The sequence below is a fragment of the Acinetobacter sp. YH12095 genome (genome assembly GCF_013419245.1).
Lineage (GTDB): Bacteria > Pseudomonadota > Gammaproteobacteria > Pseudomonadales > Moraxellaceae > Acinetobacter > Acinetobacter towneri.
This window is the reverse complement of record NZ_VPAL01000006.1, coordinates 55,941-74,333: the sequence shown is the minus strand read 5'-3', so window position 1 is coordinate 74,333 and position 18,393 is coordinate 55,941. Positions and strand designations below refer to the sequence as shown.

The 18,393-nt window shown below is 41.6% G+C and carries 14 protein-coding genes and 1 riboswitch; of the genes, 4 read left to right on the top strand and 10 right to left on the bottom strand.

The features are described 5' to 3' along the window. Nucleotides 1–2: 2 nt before the first annotated feature. The 10 genes from FTU35_RS06490 to FTU35_RS06445 form a co-directional block, all read right to left on the bottom strand. Complete coding sequence (locus FTU35_RS06490) at nt 3–2,339, bottom strand: fimbria/pilus outer membrane usher protein (protein ID WP_180064614.1); 2,337 nt, start codon at nt 2,337–2,339, stop codon at nt 3–5. 3 nt (nt 2,340–2,342) lie between these two features. Further along, on the bottom strand, nt 2,343–3,059 hold the full coding sequence (locus FTU35_RS06485) for a molecular chaperone (RefSeq protein ID WP_004975079.1): 717 nt from the start codon (nt 3,057–3,059) through the stop codon (nt 2,343–2,345). A gap of 98 nt (nt 3,060–3,157) precedes the next feature. Then, nucleotides 3,158–3,697 (bottom strand): hypothetical protein, encoded by a 540-nt coding sequence (locus FTU35_RS06480; protein WP_180064613.1) that lies wholly within the window; start codon nt 3,695–3,697, stop codon nt 3,158–3,160. Nucleotides 3,698–4,376: 679 nt separating this feature from the next. Then, the gene (locus FTU35_RS06475; RefSeq protein WP_004975074.1) at nt 4,377–5,303 is read right to left on the bottom strand and encodes a branched-chain amino acid transaminase; all 927 of its coding nucleotides are present in this window, start codon (nt 5,301–5,303) and stop codon (nt 4,377–4,379) included. A gap of 34 nt (nt 5,304–5,337) precedes the next feature. Continuing rightward, entirely contained in the window at nt 5,338–8,082 is a 2,745-nt protein-coding gene (gene glnE / locus FTU35_RS06470) for a bifunctional [glutamate--ammonia ligase]-adenylyl-L-tyrosine phosphorylase/[glutamate--ammonia-ligase] adenylyltransferase (RefSeq protein ID WP_096901524.1), read from the bottom strand. Between the two features lie 176 nt (nt 8,083–8,258). Continuing rightward, on the bottom strand, nt 8,259–9,065 hold the full coding sequence (locus tag FTU35_RS06465) for an enoyl-ACP reductase (protein WP_004975071.1): 807 nt from the start codon (nt 9,063–9,065) through the stop codon (nt 8,259–8,261). Between the two features lie 179 nt (nt 9,066–9,244). Further along, nucleotides 9,245–10,237, bottom strand: coding sequence for a DUF2804 domain-containing protein (locus FTU35_RS06460; RefSeq protein ID WP_004975070.1), 993 nt, complete (start codon nt 10,235–10,237; stop codon nt 9,245–9,247). 203 nt (nt 10,238–10,440) lie between these two features. Next, on the bottom strand, nt 10,441–10,962 hold the full coding sequence (locus FTU35_RS06455; RefSeq protein ID WP_096901526.1) for a DUF1543 domain-containing protein: 522 nt from the start codon (nt 10,960–10,962) through the stop codon (nt 10,441–10,443). Nucleotides 10,963–11,136: 174 nt separating this feature from the next. After that, nucleotides 11,137–12,381, bottom strand: coding sequence for a tryptophan synthase subunit beta (gene trpB / locus FTU35_RS06450; protein ID WP_179993922.1), 1,245 nt, complete (start codon nt 12,379–12,381; stop codon nt 11,137–11,139). After that, entirely contained in the window at nt 12,353–13,006 is a 654-nt protein-coding gene (locus FTU35_RS06445) for a phosphoribosylanthranilate isomerase (protein WP_004975062.1), read from the bottom strand. The genes trpB and FTU35_RS06445 overlap by 29 nt, the downstream gene beginning before the upstream one ends. 192 nt (nt 13,007–13,198) lie before the next feature. Next, a riboswitch (cobalamin riboswitch) is annotated at nt 13,199–13,423 on the top strand. 35 nt (nt 13,424–13,458) lie between these two features. Between FTU35_RS06445 and FTU35_RS06440 the strand changes: the two genes are divergently transcribed. From FTU35_RS06440 to FTU35_RS06425, 4 genes are all read left to right on the top strand, one after another. Further along, entirely contained in the window at nt 13,459–15,315 is a 1,857-nt protein-coding gene (locus FTU35_RS06440; protein ID WP_167846255.1) for a TonB-dependent siderophore receptor, read from the top strand. A gap of 139 nt (nt 15,316–15,454) precedes the next feature. After that, nucleotides 15,455–16,039 (top strand): cob(I)yrinic acid a,c-diamide adenosyltransferase, encoded by a 585-nt coding sequence (locus FTU35_RS06435; RefSeq protein ID WP_004975056.1) that lies wholly within the window; start codon nt 15,455–15,457, stop codon nt 16,037–16,039. A 168-nt stretch (nt 16,040–16,207) separates the two neighbouring features. After that, on the top strand, nt 16,208–16,921 hold the full coding sequence (locus FTU35_RS06430; RefSeq protein ID WP_004975054.1) for a glycerophosphodiester phosphodiesterase: 714 nt from the start codon (nt 16,208–16,210) through the stop codon (nt 16,919–16,921). Nucleotides 16,922–17,210: 289 nt separating this feature from the next. Next, the gene (locus FTU35_RS06425) at nt 17,211–18,377 is read left to right on the top strand and encodes an acyl-CoA desaturase (RefSeq protein ID WP_167846258.1); all 1,167 of its coding nucleotides are present in this window, start codon (nt 17,211–17,213) and stop codon (nt 18,375–18,377) included. Nucleotides 18,378–18,393 lie beyond the last annotated feature (16 nt).

The following is an 18,393-nucleotide window of genomic DNA, read 5'->3' as shown; positions in this document are numbered from 1 at the left end:
AATTACTGACAAATCAAATCCAATTGTCTGGTTTGTGGAACAGTGCCTGCTTTAAGTTGAGGGACTTCAAGTGAACTATGGCAAATCTTTCCACCTTTGGTTTTGACTTTTAGCGTATAACTGCCGGGTTTCACACCATATAAATGTACATTTCCATCACTGCCCACAGGTACAAACTCAGTTGCATCATCACTTAAATACACTTCACTGCCCTGCACAAAGGTCTGCTGATCGGGCGTAAGTAAACACAATATGATCAATCCTGTACGCTGAACAGGGAAATTCACTTTATAGCCGCGTTGATTCATGCCAATCACTTTTTGGCTTGAATATTCAAAACTGTCATACAGATCTAACTGGTCCTGATCAAAAGACACGTCGTAATTGACGTAAGGCACAATGTCGTGCACAAACACATAACCATGTTGATTGGTTTTACCAACAGGCCTTAACGCACGCAGTACTTCCACATTAGGAATATCACTAACATTCACCAAAGCAAAAGCATTGTCTACATATTTGGTCATGGCCCATTTTCGGTCTAACCACACCAACGCACCCTGATAATTGGCTTGACTATAACTAAAGCGCTCGCTTTCATCGTGGCTTAAATATAAATTGCCCATCGGCATTTTCAGGGCTGTATAAGCATTTACCCCAATATCCCCTTCAGCTTGCTGATGGCGCACAGCAAGCGTGTAATCCACACCATTTTGAGTTAGGCTGCTTTGCGCATAACGTAACTGGGTTTGTTCTTCAAAATTATGTGAAAGCTGCGCACTGCGGCGTTGGTCAAATTGATAATTCAGCGTTAAATAGGCTCCGTCGCTATCCTGCATTTTCAAGTCTTTATAATAAGAAAACGACATTGAGGTTTGACGTCCCAACATACGAGAAAAACCGACTGTAAGCATTTGGCTATCTGTAAAACTATTATTTGCATTTGGATGATAACGGCGCTCTAGATAGTTCACATTTAAGGTATTGATTAAAGGAATATTGAAAATACTGACATAAGCTAAATTGTCGTATTCTACTGTTTGCGTCGTATTGCTATATCCCAAACCGCGATATTCAGGACTGTAGTATTTATGACTTGCACCAAGCGCAATCCTACTTCCACTTCGGCTTAGCGAAGCGCCAAAGGTATAGCCATCGCCCCAATCACTGTGACTAGAAGCTGCATGCGTATCTAACAAGGCATATTTGTTGATAGCTTGTGTCCATAACAAACCAACATTTTGTACATCCTTGCTATAATTTAAATTAGTGCCTAAGGTCGTGCTGTCGGTAATCCCGCGTCTGAAATATAAGTTGCCAAAAAACTCACGATAATCATCCGATACGTAGTCATAGTCATAACGCAGCTTGCCTGCAGAAAAGTTATATTCATTTAACCCAGGTTTGAGTAATTGCGTGGTGACATAGACAGGAAAGGATTGTACGGTACGGTTACCCAATACATCTTCCACCACCACCTGTGCCTCACCCGACTGCTGAATATTGGCACCTGTATTTAAGCTATAGTGTCCAGGCGTAACCTGTTGTTGATATAAATTGATGCCATTAATGTATAAATCGACTGTGGATGGCAGTACAGCACTGCCTTTTAAGGTGGGTACATTCCAATAAATAAAATCTGGATAACTACTAAAATTCGAACCAAAAGATACACCGCCAAATCTAAATGTATCTAATAATGGATTATAAACACTTGTGTTATCACCCAAGGTTAAACGCTGATAACGTGATGGAAACTCTATTTCAAAACTGGTATTCAAACGCAGTAGCTTATCTTGATCTTGTTCTACCTCTTTGCGATACATCATGGCATTTTTAAAAATCCAGTAATCTTTAAAAACACCAAGCTCCACCAAGCCATTTATTTCATTGTAATTATCATAACGTGCATACAGCAAATCATAATTTAAAAAGCCACCCAAGTCCGCTTTTGAGGGAATCGCATGCGTTTGGGTAAATTGTGCATCAATAAAATAGCTGGCTGGTACAGTTAGTTTTATGGCTTGCAGCGCAGCGTCTTGCACGGACTGAATTTCATTGGTGCTTACAGAACAGAACTGAGTTTGTGCGCTGTGTTTTTGTAAGCGCTCTTGCAGCAAACCCAATTGTTGCAAGACTTCACATTCCATATAACGTTGCCCGTCCTGCTGCAATACTAGACTTTCAACGACACGATCAACGCCATTCAGCCAAACACTATTCAACGCCATTTCAGCATTGGCAGCATTGGCAGCATTGGCAGCATTGGCAGCATTGGCAGGTAATGGTATCCCCCACAGGACACATTGCAGCGCAAAAAACAGTCGAGTTCTATGCATGATTTAGCCCTTCATTTTTAACTCAATGGCTTGCTCACTTTTATCTGTTTCAAGTTTGAGTATGTAATTTTTCAAATCACTAAGTTTGATTTGCCCCATATCAAAGCTGTGTTTTTGTTGATTTAACAAATATTTCATTTCACGTGTGGTTGCAATGGGTTGTTTTTGTTGATTTAAAATGCTGATTGAAGAAATTTGCACATGCGATGCAGCATGATTTTCTATCTCTAAAAATAAGTGGTCGTTCTGGTAACGCGGGGTTGCAGTCACCTGAATGGCATCTTGCTTACCAACAAACAACGGTACAGAAATCGTAAATAAAAATTGTAAGGCGTCTTCTTCCACCACAGGGGCAATTTCTTTAAAAACAATACGCCAAGTTTTTTCTTGCGCCATTTCTTCCTTAGAAAGTGGTCGGCTAAAACCTACGCGTATCACTTGTTGTGCATTCGGTTGTAAAACAAAGTTTTTAGGATTAATTAAGATGTCTTGTTCTGGTTCTAGCACATCTTCACCCTGTGCATTTTGCGACCATTTATAGGCAGACATTTCAAAGCTTTTCGGTTCAGTAAGATCGGTGGCTTCCATGACTACTGTTGCACTGCGTTGTCGTGCTTTATCGCCCAAATACATTTGCGTAGGTGAAATGACCAAGTTTGCATAAACAGCTTCTACACATAAGCAACCTGCAACCAGCATATATTTCAATAATCGTTTCATACTTCCCCCAGCAATGTCTTATTTTGTATTTCTTTAGACTAAAAAGTTGACTCCACCCTGTCGGTAAAGCCAACTGATTTAGATTGAGTTCAAGCGAATTAGAATGACACTCGAATGTTGTATTTATCGGTATAAGTACCCGCTGGTTTAGAAATACCTACGCTGTCACTTTTAACAAAGACATTGTAAGTGTTCCAACCATTGCTGCCTGGCGCAATATTGGTTTGCTTATCATTTAACAGAATAATAGACGGTGAACCCGCACGCTTGGTTTCAACTGTGAGACCCACTGCAGGTGCATTATTACCAACACCTAATTTTGCTTTAGATTTTGTTGATTTATCCCCCAAACGGTTGTCGGTATTTACCAGTAGATTGTAATTTGCATTCGCTCCAACCATAAATTGACCTGAAGTTTCCGCACCATCTTTTAATGAGATACTTGATGTTACTACATTCAGCTCACAACGCTTAGGTACAGTTACCTGAATTGGAATACTTCCTGTACATGGCCCTTCGTTACATACTGGGGTTGGGTTAGGGTCTTTAGGGGGATTATGACCACCACCCGCCATTGTTACCGTTGAAAAAGCACCGAAAACCACCACAGCTGCAGCTGTTTTAATAAATTTAGACATGTCATTTCTCCATAACTCTTATAAAAAAAACATTTTTTAATCATTCACTCGCTTGAGATGTCGTTAGAATTATTGAAACGCAATCCTTAGCAAGTTTCTTCATTTTAGGTATTTCTCACAAAAATCCATCTATACGCGCTATTTCACGCAATATTGAATAAACTTTGAATTTCAGCAAATTAGGAGATTAAAGTACTGTTTTAAATGACATCACAAAAAACTAGGGAGCAGCTCACTCCCTAAAATTTGTGATCCAAATTTTAGGGATAATGAAAAATATATATTTATTTACATCTAGAATAAGTTTTTGTTTTTAATTAATTTTCAACTCAATTTTTACTACACTTTTCATGTATTTAATTCACTATTTTCTATCATATTCGACAGATTAAGCGTTTTTTAACATCAAATCTCACCAATTACAGGGATTACCCTTCGCTATAAAAAACCATGCTTTAAACGACTGAATTTATCCAAAAGATCAAATTTGTACATCACTAACTCAACGAAGAAACAGTTGATCATTCATCTATGTCTGTAACGTGAGAAATAAACCTCGCAAGAAGTTTAGCCGTTCAATAACGCAATAGCAGACAAAATAAAACCCCATTCAAGCCACTGCCTGAATAGGGTCATCACACCTGAGTCAGTAATATAGACTCAGGTACACACGCGTGACTTATTTAACGTAAGTCAACCAATGTGCATATTTGTCATTCTTGCCTTGAACTGCGTCAAAGAAAGTTTTTTGAATTTCAGTGGTAATTGGGCCACGTGAACCACAGCCAATTACACGGTCATCGTATTCACGAATTGGGGTAACTTCTGCTGCTGTACCTGTAAAGAAAGCTTCATCGGCAATGTAGAATTCATCACGCGTAATACGGCGTTCAACTACCTCATAACCCAAGTCTTTAGCAATGGTGATCACCGTTTGACGCGTAATACCATCTAAAGCACCGCCTGCGATGTCTGGTGTATGTAAAACGCCATCTTTAATTAAGAATACGTTTTCGCCAGAACCTTGGCATACATAACCTTGTGGATCCATCAACATCGCTTCGTCATAGCCTGCTTGCGCTACTTCTTGGTGTGCAAGAATAGACAAAGTGTAGTTACCAGAAGCTTTAGCTTTACACATGGTCACGTTTGGATGATGATGCGTAAACGATGAAGTTTTAACGCGAATACCTTTAGCCATCGCTTCTTCACCCAAGTATGCACCCCAACCCCAAGCCGCAACAGCAGCATGAATGGTGTTATTGGTTGCAGCAATACCCAGTTTTTCAGAACCAATCCAAATTAATGGACGTAAATAGCACGATGAAAGTTTGTTTTCACGTACCACATCAATTTGCGCCTGTTCTAAAGCTGCTTGATCAAATGGTACTTTCATTTGATAGATTTTTGCAGAGTTTAACAAACGCTTAGTATGGTCCTGAAGACGGAAAATCGCAGTTCCGTTTGGCGTTTCATAAGCGCGGACACCCTCAAACACACCCATACTGTAGTGTAAGGTATGCGTTAAGACGTGAATTTTTGCATCACGCCAGTCAACCAATTGTCCATCTTGCCAAATAAAACCATCACGATCAGCCAAATTCATGGCACACACTCCAAATGTTTATACAATAGTCATTTTAATCCAACGCAGACATAGCAGTCGGATCAATTAATCTTTGCCATAACTTGCAAACGACCTCACGGGTATCGTACCAGTCCGCAGCATTGACTTGCATGGATTGATTTGCAAGGGCTAAGCGGTGGCTTTCGGCTCGTTCACGGAGATAAGCTTGAATCAATGCTGTCGCATCGTCGCTGGATAAGCAACCTGTTTTTGCGGCATCTTCAAGGATTCTTACGTTGTCGGAATAATGGGCGAGATCAGGATTCGACCCACTCCAGGCTAATACCGCATACTGTGCCATAAATTCGATATCAACGATACCACCTGCATCCTGTTTTAAATGAAAAATTCCATCTTTTTTTTGCTCTTTAGATGAACCCAAATGATCTTTCATTTTTTGACGCATTTTCAGCACTTCACTGCGGACATAAGCTTCATCTCGCGGCTGGGTTAAAATCTGACAACGCAACACTTCAAACTTGTCACGTAAACATTGCTCACCCGCAATACTGCGCGCACGCACTAAAGCCTGATGCTCCCACAGCCACGCACTTTTCAGTTGATATTGCTCAAAGGCCCGTAAACTGGTCACCAATAAACCCGCATCTCCCGAAGGACGTAAACGGGTATCGACATCATAAACTCGACCATCTAAAGTTTGCGTGGTCATTAAAGATACAAATTTACGTGCCACCCGCATAGCAAATTCAAAGCCACTGATCGGTTTAATGCCATCAGTATCGGCTTGTTCATCCATGTTGTGAATAAAAACCACGTCTAAATCTGAGCCGTAACCAAGTTCGATGCCACCTACTTTGCCATAACCAATAATGGCAAAAGCGTTATGCTCCAAACCACAGCGCTGCCCTTCACTGTCTAGCGGATAACCATGTTTTTTGACAATCATCTGATAGGCCAGTTGTAGGGCTGCATTTGCGGTCACTTCGGCAATATCGGTTAACGCATCTGACACTTTCATTAAGTGACTTTCTGCCAGTACATCGCTGGCCGCAACTGTTAATACGTTGGATTTTTTGAATAAACGTAGCACCCGCATGAGGTCTTCAACTTCATCCAGTTCAATGCGCAGCAATTGTTGGCGCAAAGAATCTTCCAAATCGCTGCGTTTTGGCAATTCAAAATCCATAGATAAAAATTCATCCAACAACACAGGATATTGCGTCAATTCTTCACAAATCCACGGGCTGACTGTGGCCATTTTTACCAAGCGTTGCAGTGCCCCCTTGCTTTCAATCAGCATGACCAAATACACGGTACGACGCAGAACAGATTCGACCAGTGGCATTAAACGCATCAATGCCATTTGTGGATTTTCTGACTGCAACACTGCTTCAATCAAGTGTGGCCAAAAGGTTTTTAAACGCTGTAAAGCTTTGGCGGTGAGTTTTTTAATGGCATGTCCATACCAGAACTCATGCACTAAATTTTTCGCTTGATCGTCTAGTACCGCATCGAGCTGTTTTTCTAGCTGACTGTAATTTTCCAGCAAAGAATCGGGTTCATTTTCTTTAATTAAATGCTCAAACTGATAAATGACTTTGACACGCTTTTCATTTAGGGTCTGCATAAAGCTGTCCCAATCGGCAAAGCCCAAAGTATCGCTAATGCGTGCGCGTAACTCAGGTTCAGTCGGTAAAGCTTGGCTTTGCTGATCATTCAAGGCTTGAATGGCATGTTCTACTCGACGCAGGAATAAATAGGCATCTTCCAAATCCAGTACGGCTTGTGGCTCTAGCAATTCAGCTTCGCCCAAATGGCGCAAACTCACCAAACACTGGCGGTCTTGTAATTCTAGTTTTGAACCACCGTAAATCAGCTGAAAAACCTGCACAATAAATTCAACTTCACGAATACCGCCCGCGCCCAATTTAATATTGTCTTCAATATTACGACGCTGCACTTCGCGCTCAATCATGGCTTTCATTTCGCGCATGGCTTCAAAGGCGGTGTAATCGACATATTTGCGGAATACGAAAGGTCGGGTCATTTCCAGCAGTTCATAACCTTCTTGCCCACCTGTGATAATACGTGCCTTAATCCAAGCATAGCGTTCCCATTCGCGTCCATGCTGGCTTAAATATTTTTCCAGTGCGACATGGCTAATCGCCAAAGCAGAACCATCGCCCCACGGGCGTAAACGCATATCGACGCGGAAAACAAAACCATCGGCGGTGATATGATCTAATAGATAGATCAGTTTTTGTCCCCATAAAATGCAGAATTGCTGCACTTCAATACACTTGCGTCCATTGGTTTCGCCTTGTTCATCAAAGGCAAAAATCAGGTCGATGTCGCTGGATAAATTCAGTTCCTGCGCGCCATGTTTACCCATGGCGACCACAATCAGGTCTTGGACTTTACCGTTATACCCCATCGGTTCGCCATGCTTGGCGACCAACGGAATCCGCGCAAAATCTTTGGCTACTTGCACACAAATATCAGCAAAGTCTGAAAGTTCCTGCGTCAACGTCACCACATCGGTGAGTTGGTTGGCATCTTGCCAAATCCAGCGGAACATTAAACGCGCGCGTAAAATTCGCAGGGTTTTCATCCACAAGGTTTCATCTTGAATGTCTTGTAAAGTCGAAATCACCAATTGATGAATATAGTCTGCGCTCAGCGGTTTTAGAAATTGGTCAATTGCATAATCCTGCTGTAACAGGCTTTCGTGATTTGCCAAGACTTGTTCTGCATATTGACTGGCATGTAACGTTTTTTGCAATTGTTCCGCATTCATTTTTAAGACCTAAAACCCAGTTTTATTTTGAAATATTGTCAACCCATCTATTTATAGCAGCAGATGCGTCAAAGAAGAAAATAAAATTACAGCAATCTGCAAAATACCTCTTACTTAAAATGCAGCGATAAAAAAACCGAAGCCTAAACTTCGGTTTTATCTGCTTGATGCAATGCTTATTCAGCATCTAGCATTAATTCTGCGCTCATACCAACCGTGTTAAAACCTGCATCGACATACAGAATTTCACCAGTAATACCATTCGCCCATGGTGAGCAAAGGAATAATGCCGCATTACCAACATCTTCAATGGTCACGTTACGTTTTAAAGGTGCAACTTTTTCATTCAGGTCTAACATTTTACGGAATGATTTAATGCCCGATGCGGCAAGCGTACGAATCGGACCTGCAGAAATTGCATTCACGCGAATACCGTCAGCACCCAAGCTTGAAGCCAAGTAGCGTACACCTGCTTCTAAAGATGCTTTCGCCATACCCATGACGTTGTAGTTTGGCATCACACGCTCAGAACCTTGATAAGTCAAAGTCAATAAGCAACCTTGGCGTGCTTGTAATAATGGTTTTGCAGCACGTGCCATCGCAATAAAGCTATAAGCACTAATGTCATGCGCAACTTTGAAACCATCACGATCTGTAACATCGGTAAAGTCACCATCTAAAGTATGCGCAGGCGCAAAACCAATCGAGTGAACCAAACCATCCAAACCATCCCAGTGCTTTGCCAAGTCAGCAAAAGCTTGCTCAATTTCTGCATCTACGCCTACATCGCAAGGCAATACAATGCTTGAGCCAAATTGTGCAGCGAAGTCATCAACACGTTTTTTGAGTTTTTCATTCGGATAAGTAAATGCTAATTCTGCACCTTCACGATGCAATGCTTCTGCAATACCAAATGCGATAGATAATTTACTTGCAATACCAGCAATTAAAAAACGCTTACCCGCCAAAAGACCTTGTGCCATGTGAAACTCACCTTGATATATTTCGCAGTATCATGCCAATTCTGAACGCATAGTGAAATTGCATAATGCGCCTTTTTTTGCCGTTTATGTAAAAACTCAATGGCGATTCAAGTGAGTGATAGATGACGTCACATGATGATCTGCAAATGGTGACGTACAATCTTGGTTAAAAACTTGCCCTACCACTTGGCATAATGCTGTTCAAGCAAGCCGTATTCGTTTAACAAAATAATTTCGGTATCGTCTTGTTGAATAGTACCACTAATTTTAGCTTGCCATTGGCTGAACTGACTGCCGACTAGACGCAAATTCAGGTTTTCATAACGGCGCCAACCTGTGCTGACAGTTAAATTCAAACGATGATCCAGTGAGCGAATGCTCCACGAGCCATCATCCTCAGGTTGGAACAACACATCTGTTAAGGGATACAGCACGCCATTAATCCACAAACAGTTTTCGTTGCCAAAACTTTCATTCACACCAGAAGCCAGATTCAAGCCTACACGACGGTCTTCGGTATCCCAAAAGTTGCACGACAACCAAAACCATGCTGTTTCAGGGCGTAAAAAACCGCAGGTATCATCTAAAGAAGCAAAGGTGCGTTCATGGAATTGAATGGTTTGTCCTGTTTTATTAACAAAATAGCCTTCACAGCCGAGTGTGGTCAGTTTTTGGGTGTAAGTCCAACCATTAATACCTGTTGGGCTACACATACTTAGCGGGTCTGTGCCTGCACAAAATATCCGCGCACTGAGTTTAATTTCACCATATTTGGTCACGCGGATATAACGCACACCATTGGCATGTTGAATTTCAATTTGAAATGGCGATTTTTCAAAAAAACTTTGATTAAATAACGGTTGCTCATCTAAAACCGTATTACGCGATAAAAAATTAATCGCATTCCATTCCTGCACTTCGCCCGTCATGTGATTATAAATATAGACAAAACCGTGCCCTGCCCAAGCAATATCGGCAATCGCAAGCCCAATGGTATAGTGTTCGTGCTGAATACTACAAAATTTAAACTTTTTATATTTTAAGCGTTTACGCCAACCCGACAATACTTCACCATACGGTGATTTATATTGATAAGCCTGATAATCAATTTTTTTGGGAAGTTCACTAAAACGTCCATAATGCGGTTGTCCATTCGCCTGAATTAAATCCATTGAAGACATTCCCTATTGTCTAAAAACAATTCATCTTTGGTCGTATTATGCCTACAAATGCATGTACAAAAAACCCGCAGCTTATGATTTTGTTCAAAAAATTATAAAAGCATAGATTGTTTTACTATTTTAAGGCTTGAGCGTTCACTAAATATACAAAATATAAATTAATAGATATCTTCCCCTCAATATTCTGAAGGTATTTAAGCATCAGCATTCAAAGTCAGATAGGTATTTTCCCAACGATTGCCTGAAAATGAGCCTTCAACCAATTGCACATAGCGACCATGCACCTGATCTATCGCAATACAATCATCTACCTCTAAGACCCGATCGGTATGTTGTTTTTGCCAGTGCTGGGCAAAATAGGCTTTACCACGCTGTTTTGCCACCATTGGATTTTGCGCCACCACCAGTACATAACGATGTAACTCGCCAAACTCACGCGGATCATATCCACCTAAATTAATTAAATACAGTCGGTTTTCTGCCTGATTCGGCTGCGCATCGGTAAATTTTAAATAGTAGGATTTACCTTCAAACTCAACACCATTAATTTGCGCCCATGCGTCAATATGCAAACCTTTCGGTTCTGCAAACCAAGCCTGCTTGAGTTGCGGATAGGTCTGTTCTAAAGAATCGCCTACCGCAAGTACCACATCATGCACTTCGGTATTGGCTCGCGCATGACGTCCGCCTAACATCACGATAAATAAACTGGGCATATCCGACTCCTGCGCAAATATCCTAAGCTTGATGGCTTTTATAGTTGATGATTTTTAAGCATGATTGTTTAAAGTAGCGAGAATTTTTCAATCCTCCAAATAAAAAATCGTGCCGAATTGCTTCAGCACGATTGAATTGAAATGTAGCATACTTTATTTCAAGCAGTTTACGATTTACATATCCACCATTTCCACGCCATCAATGCGGGCAACAGTCATTAAGTCTTTATCGCCACGACCTGAAACAGTCGCAATAATGATTTGGTCTTTATCCATCGTTGGTGCAAGCTTGCTCACATAAGCCATAGCATGCGAGCTTTCTAAAGCAGGAATAATCCCTTCGATACGGGTTAAATCACGGAAACCTTGCAAGGCTTCTTGGTCATTGATTGGCACGTAATCGACACGGTGCATATCTTTCAGGAAGCTGTGCTCTGGCCCTACACCTGGATAATCCAGACCTGCAGAAATAGAGTGGGTTTCAATGATCTGACCTTGTGCATCAGACATTAAATAAGTACGGTTACCGTGTAATACGCCCACGTGTCCTGCATTCAATGGTGCAGAGTGTTTGCCTGTTTCAATGCCTAAACCTGCAGCTTCGACACCGTACATTTTCACTTCGGCATCGTTCAAGAATGGATAAAACAAGCCCATGGCATTAGAACCACCGCCTACACAAGCTACTAATGCATCAGGTAAACGACCTGCCTGCTCTTGAATTTGGCGACGCGCTTCACGACCAATAATCGACTGGAAATCACGTACCAATTGTGGATATGGGTGTGGGCCAGCGACCGTACCAATCACGTAATATGTAGAGTCAACATTGGTGACCCAGTCACGCATGGCTTCGTTCATGGCATCTTTTAAGGTTTTTGAGCCACTTTCTACAGGTACAACAGTTGCACCAAGTAAACGCATACGGTACACGTTCATGGCCTGACGCTTCACGTCTTCTGCACCCATGAACACCACACATTCCAAGCCTAAACGAGCGGCAATGGTCGCGGTTGCTACACCGTGTTGACCTGCACCTGTTTCGGCAATAATGCGTTTTTTTCCAGACAGTTTTGCCAACAGTGCCTGACCAATGGTGTTGTTCACTTTATGTGAGCCAGTATGGTTCAAATCTTCACGTTTTAAGTAAATTTGCGCACCACCCAACTCTTTTGACCATCGCTCAGCATAATACAAAGGACTAGGACGACCTACATAGTAGGCGAGATCGCGGTCGAATTCTGCCAAAAACTGCGGATCATCTTTCATGCGGAAATACAATTTCTCTAAATCTTGTAAAGCCGCCATCAGCGTTTCTGACACAAAACGTCCGCCATGGATACCAAAATGCCCTTTTGCATCTGGGAATTGGGTATAGTCAATCACTAAGTTATTGTGATTTGTACTTTGCTGATCCACGTTGGACTCCTTGCATGAAGTTTTCTATGAGTTGTTGGTCTTTAATACCTTTTGCAGACTCAACTCCGCCACTGACATCAACGGCATAGGCTTGAGTCGTCTGAATTGCATCTTCAATATTTTCAGGGTTTAAACCACCCGCCAAAATTAAAGGAATATCGAGTTTGGGGAATTTTGACCAGTCAAAACTGTGTCCTGTTCCACCTTTGAGTTCAGGATGCCACGCGTCTAATAATACTGCGCTTGCACCTGCTTGTTGATAGCTTTTTATCGCATCTAACACATTTAAATCAGGTTTGACCTGAATGGCTTTGTACCATCGACGTCCAACTTGCTGTGCTATTTGCTGACATTGCAAGGGTGTTTCATCACCATGAAATTGCAGAATATCTAAAGGTACTTGTTTCAGTACAGCGGCTATTTCTTCTGCCGTTGCATTGACAAATAAACCAACCACTTGCACATAAGCGGGAATGTGTTGCAGCAAGCCTTGTGCTTGCTCAATGCTCACATTACGTGGACTTGGAGGATAAAACACCAAGCCAATTGCATCTGCACCCGCATGCACAACACTGTTTATATCTTGAATTCGCGTGATTCCGCAAATTTTGGCACGGGTACGCATCGTTTTGGACTCTAATCCTGATTTTCAATCTTCATTTTGCTGATCTTGCTGTGTGTGACTTTTAAATTGTCTGTTCACACTAACAAAATCAGATATTGGGGCGAATCATTGTAATGCAATTTTAAGGGGTTGAGTGAAGTTCAGGCGGATTATTCTGCATTTCCGTTGTTTAAATGGCATACAGACTTTATACTTCGCGCAAATGCAACGAGTTCTAGCTTTGAGCTTTAGGGAAGTTGGTGAAAGTCCAACACTGCCCCCGCAACGGTAACCATGAAACGTATATCAATTTAAATCTTATGATTTACACCACTGTATGAACAATATGGGAAGGTGGATATATAGCGAAGCAATCATAAATTAGAAGATGCTTGGCACATTGAAGTCCGGAGACCTGCTTGTTGTGCCCTTAACTCAATCATTCACGTGGGGTGAATGTATGGAGCAAAGTCATGTCTACTCTTTTTCAGCCTACTGCTTTAGTAGGCGCAATCGCGCTTGCGATGGGTTTCTCTGCGTCTGTATCTGCACAAGACAGTTCTAATGTTGTCAATGCATCTTTAGACACTTTGGTCGTTACCGCGACACGTTCTGAAGAAAAAATCAAAGATGTGCCTGCGCGGATTAATGTTATTGGTACAGATCAAATTGAGCAATCACCAATTGCCTCTTTCCCACAACTGATGATGACCGATGCATCCATCAATATGGTGCAGTCTGGTGGTTATGGTCAAATTGCATCTTTATTTATGCGAGGCACCGAGTCAGACCATACCTTAGTGCTCCGTGATGGCGTGCGTTTAAATAACGATGCTAGTGGTCTAGCGTCTAACAGCTTTATTGATACCACTGAAATTAAACAGATTGAGATTTTAAAAGGCCCAGCATCTGTCCTGTATGGCACCAACGCCATTGGTGGCGTGGTACAAATGATTACCAAGACCCCAAGTAAAAACTCAGCATTTATCTCTGCAGAAGTGGGTGAAAACAGTACCTATAAAACCATTTTAGGGCTAGATGCTGTAGAAAATGGCTTTTATGCTCAACTACGTGGGCAACGCCTTGAAACCGATGGCACTAACATTTTTGATTATGAAGGTGCAGAGCCTTCAAGCTATGATCAAAAAGGATTTTCGGGCAAATTCGGGTATGCAAGTGATGCCTTGGATATATCTCTTGAACATTCTGAAAATGAAGGTCGCTCACAGTACGAAAACTATAGCTGGACGACTTATGCCTATAGCCCACGTGCGCATGACTTTTTAAATCAGGTCACAACTTTGAGCACTCGTTATCAAGCCAGTCAAAATACTGAACTCAAAGCACGTGTATCACATTTTAAAGATGTATTAACGCAATTGAATGTGGCAGAAGAAACCACCTTTGTGTCTGACGAATATGACCTCAGTGTGCGTCAAAACCTCACCGCTCATCAAAACCTCACATTTGGTGTTAACTATAAAGCCTTAGATACCGAAACCCACAAACCATCAGATTCATTTCAAGAACAATTGGACAGCACAGGCTATTATGCACAACACCAATTACAGACCGACAAACTAAAAACCCAAATCGGTGTACGTATTGAAGATCACGAAAAATATGGTTCTCATACTGTGGGTCAAGCAGCAGCTCGCTACTTCTTTAAGCCTCATATCAGTATATACAGCAATATTGGTTCCGCATTTAAAGCTCCAACCATGAATGACTTATATTATGGTAACTATGCCAATCCTGAACTCAAACCTGAAGAAAGCGTATCTTATGAAGTCGGCGCAGATTGGCAGATGAGTTCTGCTTGGCGCAGTGGCTTATCGGTCTATCGCACTGAAATTGATAACTTGATTGATAGTGACCCAGCCAACGGATGGAAGTTTGCCAATATTGATGAAACGACCATTGACGGTACTGAAGTTTATCTACACTTTAATCGAGATCAATGGTTTGCAAAAACCAGTTATAGCTATAGCAAAGCCACCAATGACGCCTCAGGCGAAGACTTAAGCCGTCGCCCACGTCAAAAAATTGCTTTATCGCTAGGTTTGGCTGAAGAAGTTTATGGTTTATCTGCAACACTTACCGCCAATAGCCGTTCAGATAGCAGTGCCTACGATGAAGATAGCATTCCAGGTCATATGCAAATTGATTTACATGGTTATTACAATGCCAATCCATATACCAAATTGTTCTTTAACATTCAAAATGCTGGCGATGTAAACTATAAAATGGCTTCTGCAGGTAACTCTGATGGTCAGTATTACCTCAGTGGCGGTCGCGTCGCTTCTGCAGGCGTAACTTTCCGCTACTAAAACCCGCATAACAACAAAAACTTTAAAACAGCGCAGTTTATGGATAATGTAATGACCGACATTATCCTTTTTTATTGCGCCAGCTTTTATTTCTTACAACCAAGTAAACGCAACTTTCACTTTCAAACAAGGAACGATCATGGGCCACCGTTTAAGCAAAATCTACACCCGCACAGGCGATTCAGGCACAACAGGACTGGGCGATGGCTCACGTGTCGCCAAAGACGACTTACGCATTCATGCACTGGGCGATGTCGATGAACTCAATGCCTGCATAGGCGTTTTGCGCTCACAAATTACACATAGCAACATTCAAGACAAAAACACTTGGGACAAATCGCTTAGCCTGATTCAGCACTGGCTATTCGATTTAGGCGGTGAAGTCTGTATCCCCAATTACCATCTCGTACAACCACTTGCGATTGAGTTCCTAGAACAAGACATTGACCGCATGAATGAAAGCCTGCCAATGCTCAAAGAATTTATTCTGCCTGCAGGTACATTGGCATGCAGTTATGCACATCAAGCCCGTGCCGTATGTCGTCGTGCAGAACGTAGTTTAATGACCGTACACAACCGTGATCAAAATATTCAGGCACCATCTTTGCAATTACTGAACCGACTGTCTGACTGGCTATTTGTGGCATCTCGCAGCTTGCAACGTGCCGAAAGAGGCAGCGAAGTGTTATGGCAAAAGAACATCAACGACAGTATTGGTAACTGACATCACACTCTAGAATCGGAAACTAAAATAAAGCCCTGATTTTGCATCTAAAAAATCACGTCGGATGCTGCTTGAAATTTCACACCATCCGACCAAAATAAGAAATGTCATCTCTTTGTCACGTCGTACTTGCAAAATGAAAGCAAACTTTCAATTCATGGGCACATTATGCGCATAATTGGTCATCGTGGTGCGCGTGGCGAAGCGCCTGAAAACACACTCGGTGGTTTTGAATATATTCAAAATATTGGCATTCGAGCGGTTGAGTTTGATGTGCGTCAACTCAAAGACAATGCCTTAGTGGTTATGCATGATGATCAATTCATTCGCACCACAGGACAAGACAAAGCACTGTATGAATGTAGTCTGGAAGATTTAAACCATTACAATCATGCGGTGATGTGGTCGGACTGGAATAAAGTCGAAACCACGCCCCTACTCAATCAAACCATGACCATTATTCAAAATTTTGATCATATTGAAGTAGAAGTCAAAGCGGTCAACTCGCATGCCGCTGCCGAAAAAATTACCCAAAGTTTAGAGCAACATTTGAAGGGTTTTGAACACAACGCCATCATCACCAGTTTTGATCCGAAAATTCACTGGGCTTTGCAACAACAAAAATCACGCTTTAAACGCGGTTTATTGGTTGAAGATGATCTGCAATATCAAGCCATTGATCAGGCTTTAGAATTAGGTTGTTGCCAAATTGGTTGGATGAACGAACTCGCAACCGGTGCGCTCATTCAAGCCACACAACAGGCCAAACTGAATATCAGCGTTTGGACAGTCAACCAGATTGAACGCGCCAAACAGCTTAAAGATTTAGGGATTCAGGGTTTAATTACCGATTATCCTAAACTGATGATGCAACACTTGTAAGCGGTAACCTTAAGCATATTGATGAATAAATAAATGATTTATCGTGCTTGTTTGGCTACCGTATATCATATTTCCGTAAAATCTCGCAGATACCATTATATTCTGTTACCACCCAGTACAATACAACTGTACAATAATGCTGTGATCGTGAATACGCTCATGCTAATATGCGAAAAAATTAATCCCTAAAAAATTTAATACTATGATTTCAATCTATAGATCGGTCATAGCGTTATAACGGATTAAGCGTCCATTTATACCTCCCAAGGTTCTAGGAGTGCTGTTGGAGATGAATGCTCCCTTACCCAAAGCCCCAATCAACTGGATTGCCATCTTTGCACTGGTTTTCATACCTATTGTTGCCGTGATTGCAATTCCTTGGTATGCCTATCACCATGATTTTAGCTTAGCCGCTTGGATCAGTATGTTTGTATTACTTGGCGTAAGTAGCTTGGGTATTACAGCAGGTTATCATCGTTTATGGGCACACCGTGCCTACGAAGCTACGCTTCCTTTAAAAATTCTTTTGATGATTATGGGGACTTTTGCCGTTCAGAACAGTATTTTGTTCTGGGGTTCAGGTCACCGTACCCATCACCGCCATGTTGATGATGTCGAAAAAGACCCATATTCAATCAACAATGGTTTTTGGTTTGCGCACATGGGCTGGATGTTGCGTGACTACCCTGCCGCAGAGCCAAACTTTAAAAATGCGCCAGATTTGTTAAATGACAAATTGGTGATGTTCCAGCACAAATATTACGTGCCAATGGTAATTGCAGTGCATGTTGGCATTTTAGTGCCAATTGGCTGGGCTGTTGGCGATATGTGGGGTGTGTTGCTATTGGGCGGTTTAATGCGTCTGATTTTAAGCCATCATGTCACTTTCTTTATTAACTCACTGTGCCACATGTGGGGTTCTCGTCCATACACTGACGAAAACACTGCACGTGACAACTTCTGGTTAGCCATTGCCACTTGGGGTGAGGGTTATCATAACTATCACCATATTTTCCAATACGATTATCGTAATGGCGTAAAATGGTGGCAATATGACCCAACTAAATGGTTAATTTGGACATGCTCTAAGTTAGGTTTGGCTAAAAATTTACGTCGTATTCCAAGCTTTAATATTAAAAAAGCAGAATTGGCAATGCGCTTTAAATACGCAGAGCAAGACTTGGCAGTTTATGGCCACAATGTGAATGATGACATTGTGCAAGTGAAAAGCCGTATTGCTCAAGAATATGATGCATTTACCCAAACTTTAAATGATTGGGCAAAATTAAAAGAGCAAGAAATTCAAGCGAAAAAAGCGTCAATGGCTGAAAAAATCCACCAAATGGATGACAAACTCAAAGTTGAATTCCAGTTGGTTGAACAGCGTCTTTCACACCATCGTGAAACATTGAATTTGCTAATGCGTAACTTGAAAAAGAATCCAGTATCGCAATAAGAACAGCATTCTGATA

Excerpts from the sequence above, each read along its gene's own strand:
- FTU35_RS06490 (WP_180064614.1), bottom strand. The coding sequence starts at position 2,339 with ATGCATAGAACTCGACTGTTTTTTGCGCTGCAATGTGTCCTGTGGGGG.
- FTU35_RS06485 (WP_004975079.1), bottom strand. The coding sequence starts at position 3,059 with ATGAAACGATTATTGAAATATATGCTGGTTGCAGGTTGCTTATGTGTA.
- FTU35_RS06480 (WP_180064613.1), bottom strand. The coding sequence starts at position 3,697 with ATGTCTAAATTTATTAAAACAGCTGCAGCTGTGGTGGTTTTCGGTGCT.
- FTU35_RS06475 (WP_004975074.1), bottom strand. The coding sequence starts at position 5,303 with ATGAATTTGGCTGATCGTGATGGTTTTATTTGGCAAGATGGACAATTG.
- glnE (WP_096901524.1), bottom strand. The coding sequence starts at position 8,082 with ATGAATGCGGAACAATTGCAAAAAACGTTACATGCCAGTCAATATGCA.
- FTU35_RS06465 (WP_004975071.1), bottom strand. The coding sequence starts at position 9,065 with ATGGCACAAGGTCTTTTGGCGGGTAAGCGTTTTTTAATTGCTGGTATT.
- FTU35_RS06460 (WP_004975070.1), bottom strand. The coding sequence starts at position 10,237 with ATGGATTTAATTCAGGCGAATGGACAACCGCATTATGGACGTTTTAGT.
- FTU35_RS06455 (WP_096901526.1), bottom strand. The coding sequence starts at position 10,962 with ATGCCCAGTTTATTTATCGTGATGTTAGGCGGACGTCATGCGCGAGCC.
- FTU35_RS06445 (WP_004975062.1), bottom strand. The coding sequence starts at position 13,006 with ATGCGTACCCGTGCCAAAATTTGCGGAATCACGCGAATTCAAGATATA.
- FTU35_RS06440 (WP_167846255.1), top strand. The coding sequence starts at position 13,459 with ATGTCTACTCTTTTTCAGCCTACTGCTTTAGTAGGCGCAATCGCGCTT.
- FTU35_RS06435 (WP_004975056.1), top strand. The coding sequence starts at position 15,455 with ATGGGCCACCGTTTAAGCAAAATCTACACCCGCACAGGCGATTCAGGC.
- FTU35_RS06430 (WP_004975054.1), top strand. The coding sequence starts at position 16,208 with ATGCGCATAATTGGTCATCGTGGTGCGCGTGGCGAAGCGCCTGAAAAC.
- FTU35_RS06425 (WP_167846258.1), top strand. The coding sequence starts at position 17,211 with ATGAATGCTCCCTTACCCAAAGCCCCAATCAACTGGATTGCCATCTTT.